20 protein-coding genes and 2 tRNA genes are annotated in these 21,013 nt (G+C 49.3%); 21 read left to right on the forward strand and 1 reads right to left on the reverse strand.

Translation table 11 applies throughout. The annotated features are described in order from the left end of the window. Positions 1 to 26: 26 nt before the first annotated feature. The 4 genes from AC2D8L_RS04330 (at position 27) to AC2D8L_RS04345 (ending at position 1,674) form a co-directional block, all read left to right on the forward strand. Positions 27 to 302 (forward strand): HU family DNA-binding protein, encoded by a 276-nt coding sequence (locus AC2D8L_RS04330; RefSeq protein ID WP_484684216.1) that lies wholly within the window; start codon positions 27 to 29, stop codon positions 300 to 302. Positions 303 to 406: 104 nt separating this feature from the next. Then, a tRNA-Val gene (locus tag AC2D8L_RS04335) sits at positions 407 to 482 on the forward strand. 232 nt (positions 483 to 714) lie between these two features. Continuing rightward, positions 715 to 791 (forward strand) — tRNA-Asp (locus AC2D8L_RS04340). A gap of 355 nt (positions 792 to 1,146) precedes the next feature. Then, the gene (locus tag AC2D8L_RS04345; protein WP_484684217.1) at positions 1,147 to 1,674 is read left to right on the forward strand and encodes an outer membrane protein; all 528 of its coding nucleotides are present in this window, start codon (positions 1,147 to 1,149) and stop codon (positions 1,672 to 1,674) included. Between the two features lie 180 nt (positions 1,675 to 1,854). Here AC2D8L_RS04345 and AC2D8L_RS04350 read toward each other — a convergent pair whose 3' ends face one another. Beyond that, entirely contained in the window at positions 1,855 to 2,907 is a 1,053-nt protein-coding gene (locus tag AC2D8L_RS04350; protein WP_484684218.1) for a FecR domain-containing protein, read from the reverse strand. A gap of 707 nt (positions 2,908 to 3,614) precedes the next feature. Here AC2D8L_RS04350 and AC2D8L_RS04355 point away from each other — a divergent pair. The 17 genes from AC2D8L_RS04355 to AC2D8L_RS04435 all read left to right on the forward strand — a co-directional run bounded on the left by AC2D8L_RS04355 (position 3,615) and on the right by AC2D8L_RS04435 (position 21,004). Continuing rightward, entirely contained in the window at positions 3,615 to 3,980 is a 366-nt protein-coding gene (locus AC2D8L_RS04355) for an NADH-quinone oxidoreductase subunit A (RefSeq protein WP_435667436.1), read from the forward strand. Next, positions 3,971 to 4,549, forward strand: coding sequence for a NuoB/complex I 20 kDa subunit family protein (locus AC2D8L_RS04360; RefSeq protein ID WP_484684219.1), 579 nt, complete (start codon positions 3,971 to 3,973; stop codon positions 4,547 to 4,549). The genes AC2D8L_RS04355 and AC2D8L_RS04360 overlap by 10 nt, the downstream gene beginning before the upstream one ends. A 12-nt stretch (positions 4,550 to 4,561) precedes the next feature. Beyond that, a complete protein-coding gene (locus AC2D8L_RS04365) occupies positions 4,562 to 5,164 on the forward strand; it encodes an NADH-quinone oxidoreductase subunit C (protein ID WP_484684220.1) in 603 nt (200 codons plus the stop codon). Between the two features lie 8 nt (positions 5,165 to 5,172). Next, a complete protein-coding gene (locus AC2D8L_RS04370) occupies positions 5,173 to 6,363 on the forward strand; it encodes an NADH-quinone oxidoreductase subunit D (RefSeq protein ID WP_484684221.1) in 1,191 nt (396 codons plus the stop codon). Further along, complete coding sequence (nuoE, locus tag AC2D8L_RS04375) at positions 6,363 to 7,361, forward strand: NADH-quinone oxidoreductase subunit NuoE (protein WP_484684222.1); 999 nt, start codon at positions 6,363 to 6,365, stop codon at positions 7,359 to 7,361. Before AC2D8L_RS04370 ends, nuoE begins: the two co-directional genes overlap by 1 nt. Continuing rightward, entirely contained in the window at positions 7,361 to 7,555 is a 195-nt protein-coding gene (locus tag AC2D8L_RS04380) for a hypothetical protein (RefSeq protein ID WP_484684223.1), read from the forward strand. Before nuoE ends, AC2D8L_RS04380 begins: the two co-directional genes overlap by 1 nt. Before the next feature lie 3 nt (positions 7,556 to 7,558). Then, entirely contained in the window at positions 7,559 to 8,866 is a 1,308-nt protein-coding gene (nuoF, locus tag AC2D8L_RS04385; protein ID WP_484684224.1) for an NADH-quinone oxidoreductase subunit NuoF, read from the forward strand. 9 nt (positions 8,867 to 8,875) lie between these two features. Then, complete coding sequence (nuoG, locus tag AC2D8L_RS04390) at positions 8,876 to 10,972, forward strand: NADH-quinone oxidoreductase subunit NuoG (RefSeq protein ID WP_484684225.1); 2,097 nt, start codon at positions 8,876 to 8,878, stop codon at positions 10,970 to 10,972. A 70-nt stretch (positions 10,973 to 11,042) separates the two neighbouring features. After that, complete coding sequence (gene nuoH / locus AC2D8L_RS04395; protein ID WP_484685150.1) at positions 11,043 to 12,077, forward strand: NADH-quinone oxidoreductase subunit NuoH; 1,035 nt, start codon at positions 11,043 to 11,045, stop codon at positions 12,075 to 12,077. A gap of 12 nt (positions 12,078 to 12,089) precedes the next feature. Next, complete coding sequence (gene nuoI, locus AC2D8L_RS04400; RefSeq protein ID WP_435667444.1) at positions 12,090 to 12,578, forward strand: NADH-quinone oxidoreductase subunit NuoI; 489 nt, start codon at positions 12,090 to 12,092, stop codon at positions 12,576 to 12,578. A gap of 9 nt (positions 12,579 to 12,587) precedes the next feature. After that, positions 12,588 to 13,196 carry an NADH-quinone oxidoreductase subunit J gene (locus AC2D8L_RS04405; RefSeq protein WP_484684226.1) on the forward strand — a complete coding sequence of 203 codons (609 nt, stop codon included), beginning with the start codon at positions 12,588 to 12,590 and terminating at the stop codon, positions 13,194 to 13,196. Between the two features lie 12 nt (positions 13,197 to 13,208). After that, entirely contained in the window at positions 13,209 to 13,523 is a 315-nt protein-coding gene (nuoK, locus tag AC2D8L_RS04410) for an NADH-quinone oxidoreductase subunit NuoK (protein ID WP_484684227.1), read from the forward strand. 4 nt (positions 13,524 to 13,527) lie between these two features. Then, complete coding sequence (gene nuoL / locus AC2D8L_RS04415; RefSeq protein ID WP_484684228.1) at positions 13,528 to 15,576, forward strand: NADH-quinone oxidoreductase subunit L; 2,049 nt, start codon at positions 13,528 to 13,530, stop codon at positions 15,574 to 15,576. Further along, complete coding sequence (locus tag AC2D8L_RS04420; RefSeq protein WP_484684229.1) at positions 15,573 to 17,090, forward strand: NADH-quinone oxidoreductase subunit M; 1,518 nt, start codon at positions 15,573 to 15,575, stop codon at positions 17,088 to 17,090. The genes nuoL and AC2D8L_RS04420 overlap by 4 nt, the downstream gene beginning before the upstream one ends. A gap of 9 nt (positions 17,091 to 17,099) precedes the next feature. Further along, a complete protein-coding gene (gene nuoN / locus AC2D8L_RS04425; RefSeq protein WP_484684230.1) occupies positions 17,100 to 18,548 on the forward strand; it encodes an NADH-quinone oxidoreductase subunit NuoN in 1,449 nt (482 codons plus the stop codon). Beyond that, positions 18,549 to 19,337 carry a biotin--[acetyl-CoA-carboxylase] ligase gene (locus AC2D8L_RS04430; protein WP_484684231.1) on the forward strand — a complete coding sequence of 263 codons (789 nt, stop codon included), beginning with the start codon at positions 18,549 to 18,551 and terminating at the stop codon, positions 19,335 to 19,337. Continuing rightward, the gene (locus tag AC2D8L_RS04435) at positions 19,337 to 21,004 is read left to right on the forward strand and encodes a ribonuclease J (protein ID WP_484684232.1); all 1,668 of its coding nucleotides are present in this window, start codon (positions 19,337 to 19,339) and stop codon (positions 21,002 to 21,004) included. The genes AC2D8L_RS04430 and AC2D8L_RS04435 overlap by 1 nt, the downstream gene beginning before the upstream one ends. The last annotated feature ends 9 nt before the right edge of the window (positions 21,005 to 21,013 follow it).

Genomic DNA, 21,013 nt, shown 5'->3' on the forward strand with positions numbered 1-21,013 from the left:
TCGGGCACAGATATGAGGATAGACGAATGAATAAAAATGAATTGATTGCAGTTGCTGCAGAAAAAGCAGGTATCACCAAAGCTGATGCCGCTCTAGCTGTTGATGCAGTTTTTGAAGCTGTTGAATCAACATTGAAAAATGGCGACGACGTTCGCTTGGTTGGCTTTGGCACATTCTCTGTGTCTCACCGTAAAGCTACTAAGGGCCGTAACCCAGCTACTGGTGCAGAAATTGATATTGCTGCAACAAACGTGCCTAAGTTTAAGCCAGGCAAACAGCTTAAAGAAGCTGTAAACAGCTAAGAAGCAAAAAATATTACATTTTTTTGAAGGTCCAGGTGAAAATCTGGGCCTTTTTTGTTGACGTGGCCGTTTGAAAGAATTAAACGATGCACACCTCATTAAGAGGGCGATTAGCTCAGTTGGTAGAGCGCTTCGTTTACACCGAAGATGTCGGGAGTTCGAGTCTCTCATCGCCCACCATTCTCCCCGATCAAAAATTGAATCAGAACATTAAGTGTCCTTGATACTTTATTGTTATCCCAACGTGTTTTCGCGTCGGGGAGGGAAAACTGATGCGTGTTTGTGATCCAAAGTCCCTTGTTTCTAGGGATTGCAAAAAAAGCGTCATAAAGTGCAATTTATGTGCTTGACTTGCCCACGGATCGCCCTTAAACATCGCCCATCTTCAGCGATCACGTGATTGCGAAACGCTGGGGGTGTAGCTCAGTTGGTTAGAGCGCTGGCCTGTCACGCCAGAGGTCGCGGGTTCGAGTCCCGTCACTCCCGCCATTTTCTCCCTTTGAAAATTGCGAAAATTTCAAGCACAGATGCTTGACGTGACGACTATTCATTTCACCCATTGTCCGCCCAAAATTCGTCGCTTTGATGGCTCTCGGCTGATGGCCTTTTTGTGCCGCGGTGATCTGGGTGAGGGTGCATTTAGCGCCTGTTTTGGCACCGTGAGCACCATTGCCCTGAAATTGCCATGTAAATACCGCTAAATGGTCGACTTGTTAGTACACCATTAACCCACCGAGCCCTTTTGCAAAAAAGCGAGCGGAAATTGGCATACCGGAGTTGAATAAAATGGTATGTTTCCTACATCGGTAATGTTGTTACGATTAGTTGTGCCATGGAGGCCCAAATGAACATTCTTAAAACACTTTCCATCGCCGCTTTAACCAGCGCTACGATGACGGCAGGTGCCCTAGCGGCAGATCCTGTGACGAACTACGTAACCGAAGCAGCTCCAGTATATTCTGCAGCTGGCTTTGACTGGAACCGCTATTATGTCGGTCTAAACTCATCTTACATCAGCACAGGTACCAACTATTGGGGTATTGGCGGTGTTGTGGGTATCAATATCCAAGATGACGCCTTTGTTTTCGGTGGTGAACTTGAAGCGAGTGCCCGCGTAACTGGCGGTAACATTTCAGGTGGTCTTTTTGAAGCGACTGCCCGTGCTGGTTATTTGCTGAGCGACGATATGCTTGCTTATGCAGTTGGCGGTATCGGTTCAGATAACGGCAATGGTATTGGTCTTGTTGGTGCCGGCTTGGAATTCGCCGTTGCACAAGACGTGACCATTGGTGCTGAATATAACTACCTGTTCAACAATGGCGGCCATGTTGGTCACGAAGTTGACGGTAAAGTGCGTTGGTACTTTAACTAATATCTACGTACGAATGAATGCGGGCCGCTCCTAGTTTTAGGGGCGGCTTTTTTGTGGGCGGGTTCCGAGTTTGCAAAAAGAGGGCTTTCGTTTTTGAGGTGTTAAGTCAGGCGCCTTCGGCCCAAAGTAGAGTGCTGATCAACCGGTCGAGCAAAGAACAATAGTTTATGCGACGGCCTTCTAGCCCATGCCATTTGCTTTGCTGTTGGCGTTGGCATTACTGTTGGCGTTGGCTTTGCTGCTCGCGTTGGCATTACTGTTGGCGTTGGCATTGCTGTTGCCGTTGGCATTACTGTTGCCGTTGGCATTGCTGTTGCCGTTGGCATTGCTGTTGCCGTTGGCATTGCTGTTGCCGTTGGCATTGCTGTTGCTGTTGGCTTTGCTGTTGGCGTTGCCGTTGGCTTTGCTGTTGGCGTTGCCGTTGGCTTTGCTGTTGGCGTTGCCGTTGGCTTTGCTGTTGGCGTTGCCGTTGGCTTTGCTGTTGGCGTTAGTCGTGTCGCCAATATTTTCAGTCAATAAATCTGCCAGAACACTTGAGATGTCGTCTTCAGCATCTTGTTGCTTGGCTAGTTTTTTGACTAGTTTTTTATCCAATTTGGCTTCTGGCCACGCACGTTTTATTTTAGACATGATCTGGCCGAGATTGAGCGTTTCTCCAGTCGTCGAAGACTTGATCATTTCCTTTTGTCCGCGACCGGTGACAACCAATATTGGGTTCTTTTCCACGTCGAAAGCAACTTTTTGACCTGGAAGAACGTCAATTCTCATTCCAGCGTTAATGTCATTTGTTTCTACGCGGCCGCGTCTCACTTCGACAGATGAAATGCCGTCACGTGATTTCACCGTGAACCTTGTACCTTTTACGATCGCTGCTAATAGAGTGGTGCGAACTTCGAAGTGTTTAACATTGCGTTTTTCGACGTTTACGGTGAGTTCACCGAAATCTTGGGTCACAACGGTGCGCAGCGAATTGCCACGGTCATTGATCCTAAAACGCGTGTCGCCACCAACGTCGATTGTTTCTTTACCCCGGCTAAACCGGACTCGTGCACCTTTTGTTGTGGTAATTCGGCTGCTATCCGAGACAACGAAGCCCCTTTCGATGCGCACCAGCTTACCATCGGTCTGAACGAATACTGCGCCACGCAGTTTGGTTGCGACCCAATCGGCAGCATAACTACTCGTGCTGAGCAATATGAAGGCAACGAGTGTTGTAAGAATTCGGCTATACATGTTCTTGCTCCGTTGGATAATACATCCCGCAATGAGCGTTCAATTTGGCAATTTCAGGATAAATGAGTGCTAAAATGGTTGGTTAAAATATTGGGTTGGTTACGAAAGATGTCGCACAATGTTTAAAGTTTTATCGAACTAATGGTGCGGTCCGCGATTAGGGTTCCATTTTGCAACGTTGAATTACGTTTCATGTAGACCAATTCAAACGTATATGAATTTTCTTACATCAACAGACGATCCATTTATGGGGTTCTCGCTATCGCAAGAATGCTTCTGCCCTTGTTAAGCCATGCCCGCCGTCTCCCGACAATTCAACATCCGCACAATTGTAGGGTGTAGTCCTTTAGCGCTTATCAGGATTGTTGGTCATTTGAAGTTACACCTGAGTTTATTGCCGAGGGGTGCGATGGGTTTTTGCTACCGATTATGCCTGGGTTCAGTGGGCGAATCGAATTGCGACTAAGTTTACGGATTGATGTAATTAAAAACATGACTATAATTATCATATTTATCTGAATTTGTTGATTTTTCAGCTGGGAGGAAGATTCGGGCTATAAAGATGGTGTGGGACAATAATTCCACTTGAATCGTGCAAAGTGCTACGCTAAGCCGTAGCAACGATGATTTGGGCTGAAATGTGTCTTTGGCTCAAAAACATAACTCCCAAGCTGGCATAAGCCGGCAACACTAAAGGCAAGGCAATTATGAACGAATTGCTCCTCAACTATCTGCCTGTAATTATTTTTATCGGGCTTTCCGCCGTTATCGGCCTCGCGCTATTGGTAGCGCCATTCATCATCGCAGTGAAAAACCCTGATCCTGAGAAAGTTTCTGCCTACGAATGTGGCTTTGAAGCTTTTGATGATGCACGCATGAAATTTGACGTGCGGTTCTATCTGGTTGCGATCCTGTTCATCATCTTCGATTTAGAAGTTGCGTTTCTGTTTCCCTGGGCCGTCGCGTTTAAGAGCGTGGGTTGGTTTGGCTTCTGGGCAATGATGGCGTTTCTTGGGGTGCTGACCATTGGGTTTGTGTATGAATGGAAGAAGGGTGCCTTAGAATGGGATTAGAAAATAGTTCAACCTTGGTCGCGTCGCAGCCTAAGGGCATAATTGATCCGAAAACGGGCAAGCCTGTTGGCGCGGATGATCCATTCTTCTTGGATATTAATGACCAATTGGCCGACAAAGGCTTCTTGGTGACGTCAACTGACGAATTGATCAATTGGGCACGTACTGGCTCATTGATGTGGATGACATTTGGCTTGGCCTGTTGTGCCGTTGAAATGATGCAAATGTCGATGCCGCGCTATGATGCCGAGCGCTTTGGTTTTGCACCGCGTGCGTCCCCACGTCAGTCGGATGTGATGATTGTTGCGGGTACGTTGACCAACAAGATGGCGCCAGCGCTTCGCAAAGTTTACGATCAAATGCCAGAACCACGCTATGTGATCTCCATGGGATCGTGTGCCAATGGCGGCGGCTATTACCATTATTCTTATTCAGTTGTGCGCGGTTGTGACCGGGTCGTGCCAGTGGACATTTATGTTCCGGGTTGCCCACCAACGGCAGAAGCACTTCTTTACGGCGTTTTGCTTTTGCAAAAGAAGCTGCGCCGTACCGGCACAATTGAGCGATAGGGCGTAACACTTATGGACACAACGCTTGTAGAACTCGGCGAATATATCGAAGCAAAGCTTGCAGGTTCAGTTCTTTCAACTGAAATGAGCTTTGGTGAGCTGACCCTTAATGTCGCTCGCGATTCGATTGTTGATGTGACGCGGTTCCTCAAAGAAGATAGCCAATGCCAATTCATCTGTTTCATAGATGCATGTGGGGTTGATTATCCGGAGCGCGTGGAGCGCTTTGACGTCGTTTATCATTTGCTGAGCCCATCGAGAAATCTTCGCATTCGAATTCGTTTAACGACAGACGAAAAATCGCCGGTCAATTCGATTTGTGATGTTTTCCCGGGCGCTGACTGGTTTGAGCGCGAAGCCTATGACATGTACGGCATCTTGTTTGTTGGGCACCCAGACTTGCGTCGTTTGCTGACGGACTATGGCTTTGAAGGCTATCCGCTGCGTAAGGATTTCCCGGTTTCTGGTTTCGTTGAAGTTCGCTATAGCGAAGAGCAAAAGCGGGTTGTTTATGAGCCAGTGAAATTGGCGCAAGAATTCCGTTCCTTTGATTATCTATCACCATGGGAAGGCACAGATTATGTGCTGCCCGGTGATGAAAAAGCGAAGAGCTGAGGTTTATCATGGCAGAAGCTCAGGTAAGAAATTTTAACATCAACTTCGGTCCGCAACACCCGGCAGCGCACGGCGTGCTGCGTTTGGTGCTTGAGCTGGATGGTGAAGTTGTTGAACGGTGTGACCCACACGTTGGGCTGTTGCACCGTGGTACGGAAAAGCTGATCGAGCAAAAGACCTATTTGCAGGCTGTCCCGTATTTCGACCGTCTCGACTATGTGTCGCCGATGAACCAAGAGCATGCCTTTGCGCTTGCTGTTGAGAAGCTATTGGGCATTGATGTACCGCGCCGTGGACAGCTAATTCGTGTCCTTTATTCTGAAATTGGCCGGATTTTGAGCCACTTGCTTAACGTGACCACGCAAGCGATGGACGTTGGTGCGCTTACGCCACCTCTTTGGGGTTTTGAAGAGCGCGAAAAACTGATGATCTTTTATGAACGTGCATGTGGTGCGCGTATGCACGCTGCATATTTCCGCCCTGGCGGTGTTCATCAGGATCTGCCACCTGAATTGATTGACGACATTGAGGCATGGTGTGATCCATTCCTAGAAGTTTGTAACGACATTGAAGGTTTGCTGACCAACAACCGTATTTTCAAACAGAGAAATGTTGATATTTGCAACATTGCTCTGGATGACGCGTGGGAATGGGGTTTCTCGGGCGTTTTGGTTCGCGGTTCTGGTGCGAAATGGGATTTGCGCAAGTCGCAACCTTATGAGTGCTACGAGGAAATGGACTTTGATATTCCAATCGGCAAAAACGGCGACTGTTATGATCGCTATTTGGTTCGTATGGAAGAAATGCGTCAGTCCGTACGCATTATGCGCCAGTGTATCGTTAAGCTACGCGAGCCTGAAGGGCAGGGACCAGTATCGTCGACCGACGGTAAGATTGTGCCGCCTAAGCGCGCTGAAATGAAGCAGTCGATGGAAGCACTTATTCACCACTTTAAACTGCACACTGAAGGCTACAAAGTGCCTGAAGGTGAAGTATATGCGGCGGTTGAAGCGCCAAAGGGCGAGTTTGGTGTCTATCTTGTTTCAGATGGTTCGAACAAACCTTACCGTTGCAAAATTCGCGCTCCGGGTTTTTCTCACATGTCCGCAATGGATTTCTTAAGTAAAGGGCACATGCTTGCTGACGTTTCAGCGATCATCGGGACCCTTGATATCGTATTTGGTGAGGTGGACAGATAATGTCAGTACGTCGTCTCGCAGAAGATCAAGTTCAACCACAAGATTTCGCCTTCAGTGCGGAAAATAAAAAGTGGGCGAAGCAAACGATCGCTAAATATCCTAAAGGTCGCCAGCAATCAGCGGTTATTCCGTTGTTAATGCGCGCACAAGATCAAGATGGTTGGGTAACCAAACGATGTATCGAGCATGTCGCTGATATGTTGGAGATGCCTTACATTCGGGTTTTGGAAGTCGCGACCTTTTATACGCAGTTTCAGCTAAAGCCAGTGGGCACAAAAGCACACATTCAAGTGTGTGGCACCACGCCCTGTATGTTGCGTGGTTCTGAGGATTTGATCAAAGTTTGTAAAAACAAGATCAATGCAAAGCCATTTGAGACCAACGCGAGCGGCACGCTGTCTTGGGAAGAAGTTGAGTGTCTTGGCGCATGTGTAAACGCGCCAATGATGATGGTTTTCAAAGATACATATGAAGACCTTACCCCTGAACGGCTTGAAGAGATTATTGACGAGTTCGAAGCGGGTAAAGACGTTAAGACCGGCCCACAAATCGACCGTCGATATTCTGCACCTGAAGGCGGTGCGGTGACATTGACGGAAGTGCCGGCGGCAAAAGCGGCGACTAAGAAGGCGCCTGCTAAAAAAGCTGCAACACCGAAAACGACAGCCAAAAAGCCTGCGGCTAAAAAAGTGGCTCCAGCTAAATCAAAGGCAGCTGCTTCAGATGCAGCGCCATTGTTTGAAGCTCCAGCGGGTGAAAAAGACGATTTGAAGCTGATTTCAGGTGTTGGTCCGGTGCTTGAGGGCAAGTTGAATGCTTTGGGCATCACGCAATTTGCTCAAGTTGCAAAGTTCACCAAGAAGCAAATCGCTGAAGTAGATGATCGACTGAGCTTTAAGGGCCGAATTGAACGCGACGATTGGAAAGCACAAGCCAAAGCATTGGCTAAGGGTGGTGCTGAAGAATATCGCAAAGTCTTTGGTAAGGATCCACGATAATGGCACAAAAGATTATGGGCGTTGAAATGTCTGGCAAGAATATCGCGATGGCAATCGTGTTTATGATTGTGACTTATTTGGCCATCCGAATTGTCGGGATGTTTGCAGTGATGCTGACGACCGGCTTCTTGGGCTTCGTGGTAAGCGCTGTTGTCGGCTTCTTGCTGATTGTTGCCTATAAGCGGGGGCGCTAAAATATGTTGTCAGATCAAGACCGTATTTTTACAAACCTATATAACCAAGGCGATTGGGGCCTAGAGGGCGCAAAAAAGCGCGGCTCTTGGTCACAAACCAAAGGTTTCATTGACAAGGGTCGTGACTGGATTACTGAGGAAGTTAAATCTTCTGGTCTTCGTGGCCGCGGTGGTGCTGGTTTCCCGACAGGTCTTAAATGGTCATTTATGCCAAAAGTGAGCGACGGACGTCCTCACTATTTGGTGGTGAATGCTGATGAGTCTGAGCCGGGTACGTGTAAAGACCGCGAGATTATGCGTCACGATCCACATCACCTTGTTGAAGGGTGCTTGTTGGCAGGACGCGCAATGGACGCGCATCACGCTTATATTTATGTGCGTGGTGAGTTCGTACGTGAGCGCGAAGCGTTGCAAGCTGCGGTCGATCAGGCTTACGACGCCAATCTAATCGGCAAGAACAATGTGCATGGTTGGGACTTTGATATCATCGTTCACCATGGTGCTGGTGCTTATATTTGTGGTGAAGAAACCGCATTGCTGGAAAGTCTTGAAGGCAAAAAAGGTCAGCCACGTCTAAAGCCACCATTTCCTGCTGGTATGGGGCTTTATGGCTCACCAACCACAGTGAACAATGTAGAGTCGATTGCTGTCGTGCCAGAGATCTTGCGCCGCGGTGGTTCTTGGTTTGCTGGGCTTGGTCGGGAAAACAATACGGGTTCCAAACTGTTTTGTGTGTCTGGCCACGTGAATACGCCAGCGACGTTTGAAGAAGAAATGGGCGTTCCGTTTGGCGAGTTGATCGACAAACATTGCGGTGGCATTCGCGGTGGTTGGGACAATTTGCTGGCGGTTATTCCGGGTGGCTCTTCTGTACCTTGTGTGCCGGGTGACAAGATGCGCGATGCGATTATGGATTTTGACGGACTTAAAGAAGTTGGTTCTTCTTTGGGGACGGCGGCTGTGATCGTGATGGACAAATCAACTGACATTATTGCAGCGATTGCTCGGCTTTCCGCATTCTACAAACATGAGAGTTGCGGACAATGCACCCCATGTCGTGAGGGCACTGGTTGGATGAACCGTGTGATGGAACGCATGGTGCGTGGCGAAGCGCAAAAGCGTGAAATCGACATGCTGTTCGAAGTGACCAAGCAAGTTGAAGGTCACACGATTTGTGCGCTTGGCGATGCTGCGGCTTGGCCGATCCAAGGACTTATCAAGAATTTCCGCCCTGTGATTGAAGAGCGGATTGATCAATATACACACAATGCCAAAGCGGATGGGGCTGTTCCATCCATTGCAGCGGAGTAGGCGGCAAGCATGGCCAACATTAAAGTAGACGGACAGGAAATCGAAGTACCCGACCACTACACGCTAATGCAAGCGTGTGAGGAAGCGGGCGCAGAAATTCCGCGTTTTTGTTATCATGAACGGCTTTCAGTGGCGGGCAACTGTCGTATGTGCCTTGTTGAAGTGAAGGGCGGCCCACCAAAGCCCGCTGCTTCTTGCGCGATGAGCGTTCGCGATTTGCGCCCTGGGCCAAATGGTGAAGCACCTGAAGTGTTCACCAACACGCCAATGGTCAAAAAAGCACGCGAAGGGGTGATGGAATTCCTTCTGATCAATCACCCACTTGATTGCCCAATTTGCGACCAAGCTGGTGAATGCGATCTGCAAGATCAGGCCATGGCCTATGGTGTAGATAGTTCTCGTTATCAAGAAAATAAGCGCGCTGTTGAAGATAAATATATCGGGCCGTTGGTGAAAACCATCATGACCCGCTGTATCCACTGTACGCGCTGTGTTCGTTTTACAACTGAAGTTGCCGGTGTTTCTGAGCTGGGTCTTATCGGGCGCGGCGAAGATGCGGAAATTACCACCTATCTTGAAGGCGCAATGACATCTGAGTTGCAAGGCAATGTGATTGACCTTTGCCCCGTTGGCGCACTGACATCTCGTCCATACGAATTTGCAGCCCGCCCTTGGGAATTGAACAAAACCGAAAGCATCGACGTGATGGATGCGGTTGGTTCAAACATCCGAGTTGACAGTCGTGGTCGCGAAGTGATGCGGATTATGCCGCGGATCAACGAAGCGGTGAACGAAGAGTGGATTTCAGACAAAACACGTTTCATCTGGGATGGATTGAAATCACAACGTTTGGACAAGCCGTACGTTAAAAAAGGCAAACGACTTCAGGCCGCTGGCTGGAACGACGCGTTCGCTGCAATTGCGCGGGCTGTTAAGAAGACTTCGGCTGACAAAGTCGGCGCGATTGCTGGTGACCTTGCTGGCGTTGAGGAAATGTTTGCCCTTAAAGGCATCATGAGCCAATTGGGTGCTAAAAGCCTAGATTGTCGTCCAGCAGGTTCTGTGCTTGATCCATCAAAAGGCCGCGCCAGTTATATTTTCAATTCGGGTATTTCTGGCATTGAAGATGCAGATGCGATTTTGATTGTAGGGTCGAACCCACGCAAAGAAGCGGCGATCATCAATGCACGTATTCGCAAAGCTTGGCGCGCAACCGGTATGCCGATTGCAGTTATTGGCGAAGAAGCTGACCTAAAGTTCGACTATGAATATCTGGGTGTTGGCACACAAAGCCTAGCGGCGGTTGCTGCTGGCGATGTGAAATTTGCCAAAACACTAGCAAAAGCAAAACGTCCGTTGATTATCGTGGGCGAGGGCGCTCTATCGGGCCCAGCGGCAAAAGACGTGTTGGCGCTTTCCACCACCATCGCAAAAGATAGCGGCGCACTTGGTGTTGATTGGAACGGTTTTGCTGTTCTTCACACCGCTGCCGGTCGTGTTGGCGGTTTGGACGTTGGATTTGTCCCAGAACGCGGCGGTCTTGACCGTGCGGGCATGGACAAGGCTGCGGCCAAAGGCGAATTGGACGTTGTGTTCTTGCTTGGGGCCGACAATGTTGACGCTGCCGCATATGAAGGTGCGTTTGTTGTCTATATCGGTTCTCACGGTGATGTTGGTGCACATGCTGCAGATGTTATTCTGCCGGGCGTAACGTACACCGAGAAAAGCGCGACCTATGTCAATACAGCGGGGATGGTGCAACAAGCCAGCCGAGCCGTGTTTGGTCCGGGTGACGCAAAAGAAGATTGGGCGATCTTGCGGGCTTTGTCCGCGCATCTTGGAGATGCATTGCCTTACGACAATCTTGGCCAGTTGCGCGCTGCGCTATATGCGCAATATCCACACTTCGCGATGTTGGATCAACCAGCGCAAGAAGATGCAAAAGTGGTTGAAAAATTGGCGAAAGTGCCTGCGAAAATAAAATCCGCGGACCTTTCATCTTCAATCAATGATTTCTACCTCACCAACCCAATTGCACGGGCCTCTGCTGTAATGGCGGAATGTTCGCAATTGGCAACTGGTGGCATGAACGAGGCGGCGGAGTAGGATTATGTGGGACTGGATACTCCTAGCGTTAGATTATTTGCTCGGCGTACCAATTTTGGGCTGGGGCTCAATGGTTGGTTTCGTTTGGAAGGGTTTGTTGCTTTTGGTCGCTCTCCTGATCTTCGTGGCTTACTTCTTGTTGGCTGACCGGAAAATCTGGGCAGCTGTTCAAATTCGGCGCGGACCCAACGTGGTGGGTGCGTTCGGTTTGCTGCAAAGCTTTGCCGATCTCTTGAAATTCGTGTTCAAAGAGCCTGTTATTCCAGCTGGGTCGGACAAGGTCTTGTTCCTTATGGCGCCGCTGATCACCGTTTTGGTGGCATTGGCGGCTTGGGTGGTTATTCCACTTGATGAGGGCTGGGCATTGGCTGACTTGAATGTTGGCGTTCTATACGTGCTTGCTGTGTCATCACTCGGCGTTTACGGCGTGATTATTGGCGGTTGGGCATCGAACTCGAAATACCCGTTCTTGGGCGCTTTGCGCTCTGCAGCACAGATGGTTTCTTACGAAGTTTCGATCGGCTTTGTGATCATCACCGTGTTGCTCTGTGTTGGTTCGTTGAACCTGACTGACATTGTGATCGCGCAACGGGATATGGGCTTGGCCCACACGCTTGGCGTGCCGTGGTTCTCAATGTTGAACTGGTTCTGGTTGCCATTGTTCCCAATGTTTGTGATTTTCTTTATCTCAGCATTAGCTGAAACAAACCGTCCACCGTTCGATTTGCCGGAAGCTGAGTCTGAGCTCGTTGCTGGTTTCATGGTGGAATATGGCTCAACCCCATACATGATGTTCATGTTGGGTGAATATGTGGCTATCGTGTTGATGTGTTCAATGACCGTCATCTTGTTTATGGGCGGTTGGTTGCCACCACTTGATGTTGCACCATTCAACTGGATCCCCGGCATGGTGTGGTTCATTTTGAAAACGGGTGCGGTGTTCTTCATGTTTGCGATGGTCAAGGCGATTGTGCCGCGCTATCGCCATGACCAGTTGATGCGCCTTGGGTGGAAAGTCTTCCTTCCGATTTCAATCGTGATGATTTTTGCAGTTGCATTTGTCCTTCAGCTTACGGGCTGGGGTTGGCATGGCGGCGTGGCATAAGGGGAAACGAAAATGCGAGCTATCCAGTTTCTCAATTCGCTTTTGCTCAAAGAGTTCGTTTCGACGTTCTTTTTGGCGATGCGGTATTTCTTTAAACCCAAGCCGACAATCAACTATCCGTTTGAAAAAGGCTATGTGAGCCCACGTTTTCGCGGTGAGCATGCTTTGCGTCGCTATCCAAATGGCGAAGAACGTTGCATTGCCTGCAAATTGTGCGAAGCCATTTGCCCAGCACAAGCAATCACGATTGAAGCAGGACCCCGCCAAAATGATGGCACGCGCCGCACGGTGCGGTACGACATTGACATGGTGAAGTGCATTTATTGTGGGTTTTGCCAAGAGGCATGCCCGGTTGATGCGATTGTTGAAGGGCCGAACTTTGAGTTCGCGACTGAAACACGTGAAGAGCTTTACTTTGATAAAGACAAGTTGTTGGCCAATGGCGATCGCTGGGAACGCGAAATTGCCGCGAACCTCGACGCTGACGCGGCTTATCGATAGGGAAGAATGATGACATTAGAGATTGCTTTTTTCTATCTGTTTTCCGCCATCGCGATCTTTTCCGCGGTGATGGTGATTTCGTCACGCAACCCGGTACATTCGGTGTTGTTCCTGATTTTGGCATTCGTCAATGGCGCAGGCATTTTCATGTTGGCTGGTGCTGAGTTTTTGGCACTGCTGCTGATCGTTGTCTATGTGGGCGCGGTGATGGTGTTGTTCTTGTTTGTTGTGATGATGTTGGACGTTGATTTCGCGCAATTGCGGGTTGGCATTCTCCAATATGCGCCGATTGGTGCGATGATTGGCGGGGTGCTGCTGATTGAATTGCTGATGGTTGCCGCATCATTCTTGATCGCGCCAGAAGTTGCTGGGTCAAGCGCGGTGCCGTTTATCGAGGGCATGTCGAACACTGAAGCTTTGGGCACAGTGCTTTACACGCGTTACGTTTATCTGTTTGAAGCAGCAGGACTTATTTTGTTGGTCGCGATGATCGGGGCAATTGTTTTGACCCTGCGTCACAAGCCAAATGTCAAACGTCAGGACATTGCAATGCAAGTTGGCCGCAAGCGTGAAGACGCTGTGGAAGTTGTTTCTGTTGAAAGTGGCAAAGGGATTTAATCGGGGCTTGATATGATAGCAGTAATTCCACTTGGTCACTTTTTGACCGTCGCAGCAATATTGTTCACGCTTGGCGTGTTTGGTATTTTCCTAAATCGCAAGAACGTCATTATTATTTTGATGTCTATTGAGTTGATCCTTTTGGCCGTCAATATCAATTTCGTCGCATTCAGTGCGCATCTACAGGATATGGCGGGGCAAGTATTTGCGTTGCTGATCCTTACGGTTGCGGCAGCTGAGGCAGCGATTGGTTTGGCTATCCTTGTGGTCTTTTATCGTAACAAAGGTTCCATCGCTGTTGACGATGTGAACGTGATGAAGGGCTAGGGGCATGAACGAAACGCTACTCCAATTTATTGTCTTCTTCCCGCTGCTCGGGGCGTTGATTGCTGGTCTTTTTGGCCGATCAATCGGGCATAAATCTTCTGAGATCATCACGTCGAGCCTTTTGGTTCTGTCAGCGCTGTTCTCATGGATTGTGTTTTTGCAGTGGACCATGGGCGGCGGTGATGCTGGGCATGGGGCCGAGGCAGCACATGGTGGTGACCACGCATTTGTGGCTGCTCAATCAGTTAAAGTTGAACTGTTCCGCTGGATTTCAACGGCAGGTCTTGATCTACGATGGATGATCCGTGCCGACACGCTAACCGCCGTGATGTTGGTTGTTGTGACCACGGTTTCCAGCTTGGTGCACATCTATTCAATTGGCTATATGAGCGACGATCCGCATCGTTCGCGTTTCTTCGCCTATTTGTCGCTTTTCACCTTCGCCATGTTGATGTTGGTGACGGCAAACAATTTCTTACAACTATTTTTCGGTTGGGAAGGCGTGGGCCTTGCATCTTACTTGTTGATTGGCTTCTGGTACAAAAAACCAAGTGCCAATGCTGCGGCGATGAAGGCGTTTATCGTCAACAGGGTTGGTGACTTTGGCTTCGCGCTTGGTATTTTTGCAGCCTTTATGATGCTTGGTTCGCTCGACTTTGATACGGCATTTGCACATATCGCTGACCTCGAAGGCAAAAACATTTCGTTCCTTGGGGCGCAATGGGATGCGATGACAGTTATTTGTCTGCTGTTGTTCCTTGGTGCCATGGGTAAGTCAGCACAGTTCTTGCTTCACACTTGGTTGCCAGATGCGATGGAAGGCCCGACGCCTGTGTCCGCGCTTATTCACGCTGCGACCATGGTTACGGCAGGTGTGTTCATGGTGGCGCGTCTGTCGCCAATGTTTGAAGCATCAGAGACTGCAACAACTGTTGTGATCTATGTCGGTGCGATTACAGCCTTCTTCGCGGCGAGTGTTGGACTGGTCCAAAACGACATTAAACGCGTGATTGCATATTCAACTTGTTCGCAGCTTGGCTACATGTTCGTCGCGCTTGGCGTCGGCGCTTATTCAGCTGGTGTGTTCCACTTGTTCACCCACGCATTCTTTAAAGCCCTATTGTTCTTAGGCGCGGGTTCTGTGATCCATGCGATGCATCACGAACAAGATATGCGCAAGATGGGCGGCATTAAAGATAAAGTGCCGGTGACCTATTGGATGATGATGATCGGCACGCTCGCGCTTACTGGCGTTGGTATTCCATTCCACTTGTTTGCGGATGCGCTGCCAAACATTGGTTTTGCTGGGTTCTATTCCAAAGACAGCATTATCGAAGCAGCTTACGGGGCAGGGACACAAGCAGGTACGTTTGCATTCTGGTCACTTGTTATCGCTGCGTTGTTCACCAGCTTCTATTCCTGGCGTCTCGTCCACCTAACATTCCATGGCAAGACCCGTTCGGATGAAGAAACGTTTAGCCATGCGCATGAAAGCCCAATGGTTATGTTGGTACCGCTGTTTGTGTTGGCTGCGGGTGCGCTCTTCTCCGGTTGGATTTGGTACGATAGTTTCTTTGGCCATGTTGAACATGTTGAGCACTTCTTTAAAGGCGCGCTTGTTGTTGACGGGCATGTTATTGAAGAAGCACACCACGTACCAACTTGGGTGAAACTATCGGCGACAATCTCAATGATCATTGGTTTTGTTGTGGCCTGGTACTTCTACATGGTGAAACCTGAATTGCCCAAGAATTTGGCGAAAGAACATTCTGGTCTTTATGCCTTCTTGCTCAACAAATGGTATTTTGATGAACTCTACGATTTCTTGTTCATTCGTCCTGCCAAATGGGTTGGCCGGTCGCTTTGGCGCGGGTTCGACGATTGGTTTATCGATGACATGATTGTGGGCGGAATTGCTCGACGGGTTAAAGATGTTACAGCGCAAGTTGTTCGTCTTCAGTCCGGCTACCTTTATCACTACGCGTTGGCAATGCTGATCGGTGTTGCTGCGCTAATAACCTGGGCGATTGCTGCAGGGGGCCTCCTAGGATGAACATCATAAATAACAACATCCTCACGATCCTTACGTTCCTCCCTTTGGTTGGCGTATTCTTTGTGCTGATTGTGCCGGGCAATGATGCTTTGGCGAAGAACAATATGCGTTACATCGCGCTTGTTACGACCACTGTGACATTCATTTTGTCGCTGGTTATGTGGGCACTGTTCGATGCAACGGATCCTGGGTTCCAGTTCGTTCAGAACCACCAGTGGCTTGGCGATGTTATCGGCTACCGCATGGGCGTTGATGGGATCTCGATTCTGTTTATCGTACTGACCGCATTGCTTATGCCAATGTGTGTGCTCGCCAGTTGGGAAAGCATTGACAGCCGCGTAAAAGAATATCTTTCAGCATTCTTGCTGCTCGAATTTTTGATGATTGGCGTATTCGCAACGCTCGATCTGGCGATGTTCTATGTATTCTTTGAAGGCGGTTTGATTCCCATGTTCCTGATTATCGGGATTTGGGGCGGCAAGAAACGTGTTCAAGCGAGTTACAAGTTCTTCTTCTATACATTTGTCGGCTCAGTATTGATGCTGTTGGCGATCATGGCAATGTATTGGCAGGCTGGTACACTTGACATTGCGCAATTGCTGAAATTCAAGTTCTCACCTGAAAGTCAGTTCTGGTTATGGATCGCATTCTTCGCATCCTTCGCGGTGAAAATGCCAATGTGGCCATTCCACCGATGGTTGCCAGAAGCGCACGTGGAAGCGCCAACTGCGGGTTCCGTTATTCTTGCGGCCATTTTGCTCAAAATGGGTGGTTACGGGTTCTTGCGGTTCTCATTGCCTATGTTCCCGGACGCATCAGCCTATTTTGCGAACTTTGTGTTCTTCTTGTCCGTCGTGGCGATTATAGCGACGTCACTGATTGCCCTTGTGCAGGACGACATTAAGAAGCTGATTGCTTATTCGTCTGTTGCCCACATGGGTTATGTGACGATGGGGATTTTTGCAGCCAATCAATTGGGTATCCAGGGTGCGATCTTCCAAATGATCTCGCATGGTATCGTTTCTGGTGCGCTCTTCCTAAGCGTAGGCGTGATTTACGACCGAATGCATACACGTGAAATTTCTGCTTATGGCGGTCTTGTTGAACGAATGCCGAAATATGCGTTTGCCTTCATGATCTTCACGATGGCGAATGTTGGATTGCCAGGCACCAGTGGGTTTGTGGGCGAATTCCTCATTCTGATTGGCATTTTCCAAGTGAACACTTGGGTGGCGTTCGGTGCTACAGCCGGGGTGATCCTATCGGCATGCTATGCCCTATGGCTCTATCGTCGCGTGATCTTCGGGGCACTAGAAAAAGACTCGCTAAAAGCAATTTTGGATATGAACCCACGTGAGATGGCTGTCATTGTGCCATTGATCGTTCTCACTATCTTCTTTGGTTTCTATCCGGCACCAATTTTGGATGCGACAGCAGCTTCAGTTGAAGCTCTGGTCCAACACTATCAAGCAGGCCTTACGCAGGTCGGTGCGCTCGTTGAAGTCGCGCACTAGGAGGAACAAATGGAATCTGATCTAACAAGTTTTGTTGCTCTCGCTCCCGCATATCCAGAGCTATTGTTGGCCCTTGGCGCGATTGTTTTGCTGATGATTGGTGTGTTTTCCAGCAAGGATAGTGGCAACACTATGATTGTTGGCGCAACAATTGGTCTACTCGCGGTGACCGCTGTGCTGGTTGCTGTTCATCCAGCAGAAGGCGTGCTGTTTAACGGCGGCTTCATTCAAGATGGATTTGCGCGTTATATGAAGGTGTTGGTGCTGACCGGCTCTGCATTCGCGCTCGTATTGTCTGTTTCCACAGCGTCCGACCACAATCTAAACAAGTTCGAATATCCGGTACTCGTTGTGCTTGCCTCTTTGGGCATGTTGATGATGATTTCGGCGAACGATTTGATGTCGCTTTATATCGGCTTGGAACTGCAATCCTTGTCGCTTTATGTGATTTCAGCGTTCAAACGAGATTCAGGTCGCGCGACGGAAGCTGGTTTGAAATATTTCGTGTTGGGCGCTTTGTCTTCCGGGATGCTGCTTTACGGTGCGTCGTTGGTTTATGGATTTACAGGCCAAACACAGATTGACGAAATTGCGAAAGTCATTGCGCTTGGCGATCCATCGCTTGGTTTGATTGTTGGCTTGGTCTTTGTGTTGGCCGGTTTGGCGTTTAAGATTTCAGCTGTGCCGTTCCACATGTGGACGCCAGATGTTTATGAGGGTGTACCAACGCCGGTTACAGCCTTCTTTGCATCTGCGCCAAAAGTGGCTGCGATGGCACTGTTCATCCGTATCGTTTTTGACACGTTTGAGCCGATTGCAAAAGACTGGCAGCAAATTGTGATCTTCCTGTCGATTGCGTCGATGGTGTTGGCAGCGTTTGCGGCTATCGGCCAGAAAAAGCTGAAACGATTGATTGCATATTCTTCAATTGGTCATGTTGGTTTTGCTTTGGTTGGTCTGTCAGCGGGTTCCCAAACCGGGGTTGAGGGCGTTGCTATCTATATGGCGATCTACCTGACCATGACGATCGGACTGTTCGCTTGTATTCTGGCATTGCGTACCGACCAAGGATATGTGGAAGACATTTCTGACCTTGCGGGTATTGCGCAAACTAGACCATTTGTGGCCACCGGCATGGCGATCATGATGTTCTCGCTAATCGGTTTGCCGCCGCTTGCTGGCTTCTTTGCCAAATGGTCAGTGTTCTTGGCAGCAATTGAAGCGGAATTGTTTATTCTTGCTGTAATCGGTGTTTTGACCAGCGCGATTAGTGCATTCTATTATTTGCGTGTTGTCCGTACGATGTATTTTGATGAGCCAAATCATCAATTCATCAACACACCAAATGAATTGAATGTCGTCATCGCCCTAACATGCGCACTGATTGTGACATATTATCTGAGTGTTGGTAGTTTCTTGACCGACGTAGCTGGGATGGCTGCTGGTAGCTTGTTTTAAGTGGTCAGTTTAGGTGAAAAGGCAGCGCAAAACGGATTTCGGCTAAAACATGTTGAAACAATAGGTTCAACAAGTTCTACCCTGATGAAGGATGCGCTCGCCGGTGCTGCGGGCAATCAATGGCTTGTGGCGGATGAACAGGTCGACGGCAAAGGTCGTCGTGGACGGTTCTGGAATTCGCCAAAGGGCAATCTTTATTCTTCATTACTGCTCATAGATCCTGCGCCATCTGACAAGATTGCGCAGCTTTCCTTTGTGTTGGCCCTTGCACTGCGCGACGCCGTTCTTGCGGTAAATTCCGGCACTGAATTGGCGCCAGAGCAAGTTGAAGTTAAATGGCCGAACGATTTGATGATCGACGGCAAGAAGTGTGCTGGCCTTCTGCTTGAAGGCGGCGCGTTGGGCCAGGCTCGTTTTGTGGTGATTGGGCTAGGGGTCAATGTGGTTTCGCACCCGGACAAAACCAATCATCCGGCGAGTAATTTGAACGAATTGGGTATTCCCACATCTGTTGAGCATTTTTTCCCGTTCCTTAGCGATGCGATTGCGCAAAGGCTTGAAGAATGGGCAATGGGCAATGGCTTTTCATCTATTCGGCAGGATTGGTTGTCCAACGCCTATAGAATGGGGCAAGATATGCGGGTGAATACAAGCACTGAAAGTTTTGTAGCGCGTCTTGATGGGGTCGATGAGACCGGCAATTTGATTGTTGACCATCAAGGGCGTCAGCGCACAATCACAGCGGGGGAAATTTTTCCGCTCGATGTAAATTTTGAAAGCAATATTTGATGAGTGATCAGTTGGTTTTCGTACCCCTTGGTGGGGTTGGCGAAATCGGTATGAATTTTGGCCTTTATGGCTATGGCGCACCAAGTGAGCGAAAATGGCTTATTGTCGATTGCGGCCTAACATTTGCCAGACCTGACTTGCCGGGGATTGATCTGGTCATGCCAGACATCCGATTTTTAGAAGATGAGGCTGAGCATATTGAAGGCTTGGTGCTTACCCATGCCCATGAAGATCATTATGGCGCCTTGCTGGACCTATGGCCTTACTTGGAGTGTCCTGTTTTTGCCACGCCATTTGCCAAAGCGATGACAGAAGCCAAGGCGCGCTCGAACAATTTCACTGAGAACGTCCCCGTCATCAAAACAGTAAAGCCGGGTCAAAAGTTTAGCGCCGGAGCTTTCTCGCTGGAATTGATCAATGTTTCCCATTCCATCCCCGAGAGTTGCTCGCTTTACATTGAAACCGACGCTGGTCGGGTGCTGCACACGGGAGATTGGAAGATTGATCCATCGCCGGTAGGCAATGCGCCGACGGATGAGCGGCGCTTTAGAGAGTTAGGCGAGGACAAACGTCCGCTTGCTGTGATCGGGGACAGTACCAATGCAATTCGTGATGGTTCCAGCCCGGGTGAGGGCGAAGTTGCACAAACGCTTGATCGGTTGATCGCTGAGGCACCGGCGCGGGTCGCTGTCACCATTTTCGCTTCAAATGTTGGGCGGATGATTTCAATTGCTCGGGCTGCACAAAAAGCAGGTCGGCATGTGGTTGCTGCGGGTCGCTCCGTTCATAAGACCAGCGAAATCGCCCGTGATCTTGGATTGATGGATGATCTGGAGCCATTTTTGGACCAAGATGCATTCGGCTATTTGCCGCGCGAAAATGTTGTTCTGATTTGTACGGGATCGCAAGGTGAGAGCCGGGCCGCGATTGCGCGAATTGCACGAGACGACCATCCTGTGATCACGCTCAATCGCGACGACCGGGTAATCTTCTCGTCAAAAGCGATTCCGGGCAACGAGCGCGAAGTTGGTGATGTCCAAAATATGCTGATCAACCAGGGTATTGAAGTCATCACAGATAAAGACGCACTTGTGCATGTGTCTGGCCACCCGCGTCGGGACGAATTAAGGGCGCTTTATAGTTGGGTGAAGCCGACGACGTTGGTGCCTGCCCACGGTGAAGCCCTCCATTTGGATGCTCACCTCAAGTTCGGCAAAGAGCTCGGCATTAAAAACTGCCTAAGCGTGCGCAATGGTGATATGGCGCAGCTTTATCCGGTTGCCAACGTGCAAAAGGACGAGGTGCCACATGGCCGGGTTTATCTGGATGGTGAAATTCTGTGCCAGCACGACGAAAGTGGTGTGCGCGACAGACGACGTTTGTCTTTCAGCGGCTCGGTGAATGTTTCGCTTTGTATCACCAACAAGGGGCAAATTGCGGGTACGCCGCAATATGAACTTGTTGGACTGCCTGCATTTGTTGATGAAGACGGTGATTTTGGCGAAGTGGTGGAGCAGGCCATTGCAGGTGTAATCAAGTCTATGCCGGCAAAACGGCGGTCTGACAACAAGGCATTGGCTGAATCATTGCGACGCGGTGTGCGCTCAGACATCAACCAGCTTTGGGGCAAAAAACCGCATGTGAAAGTGTTTGTGCACCGGGTATGATGAATTTGA

Source organism: Maritalea sp. YIW29, assembly GCF_057219265.1.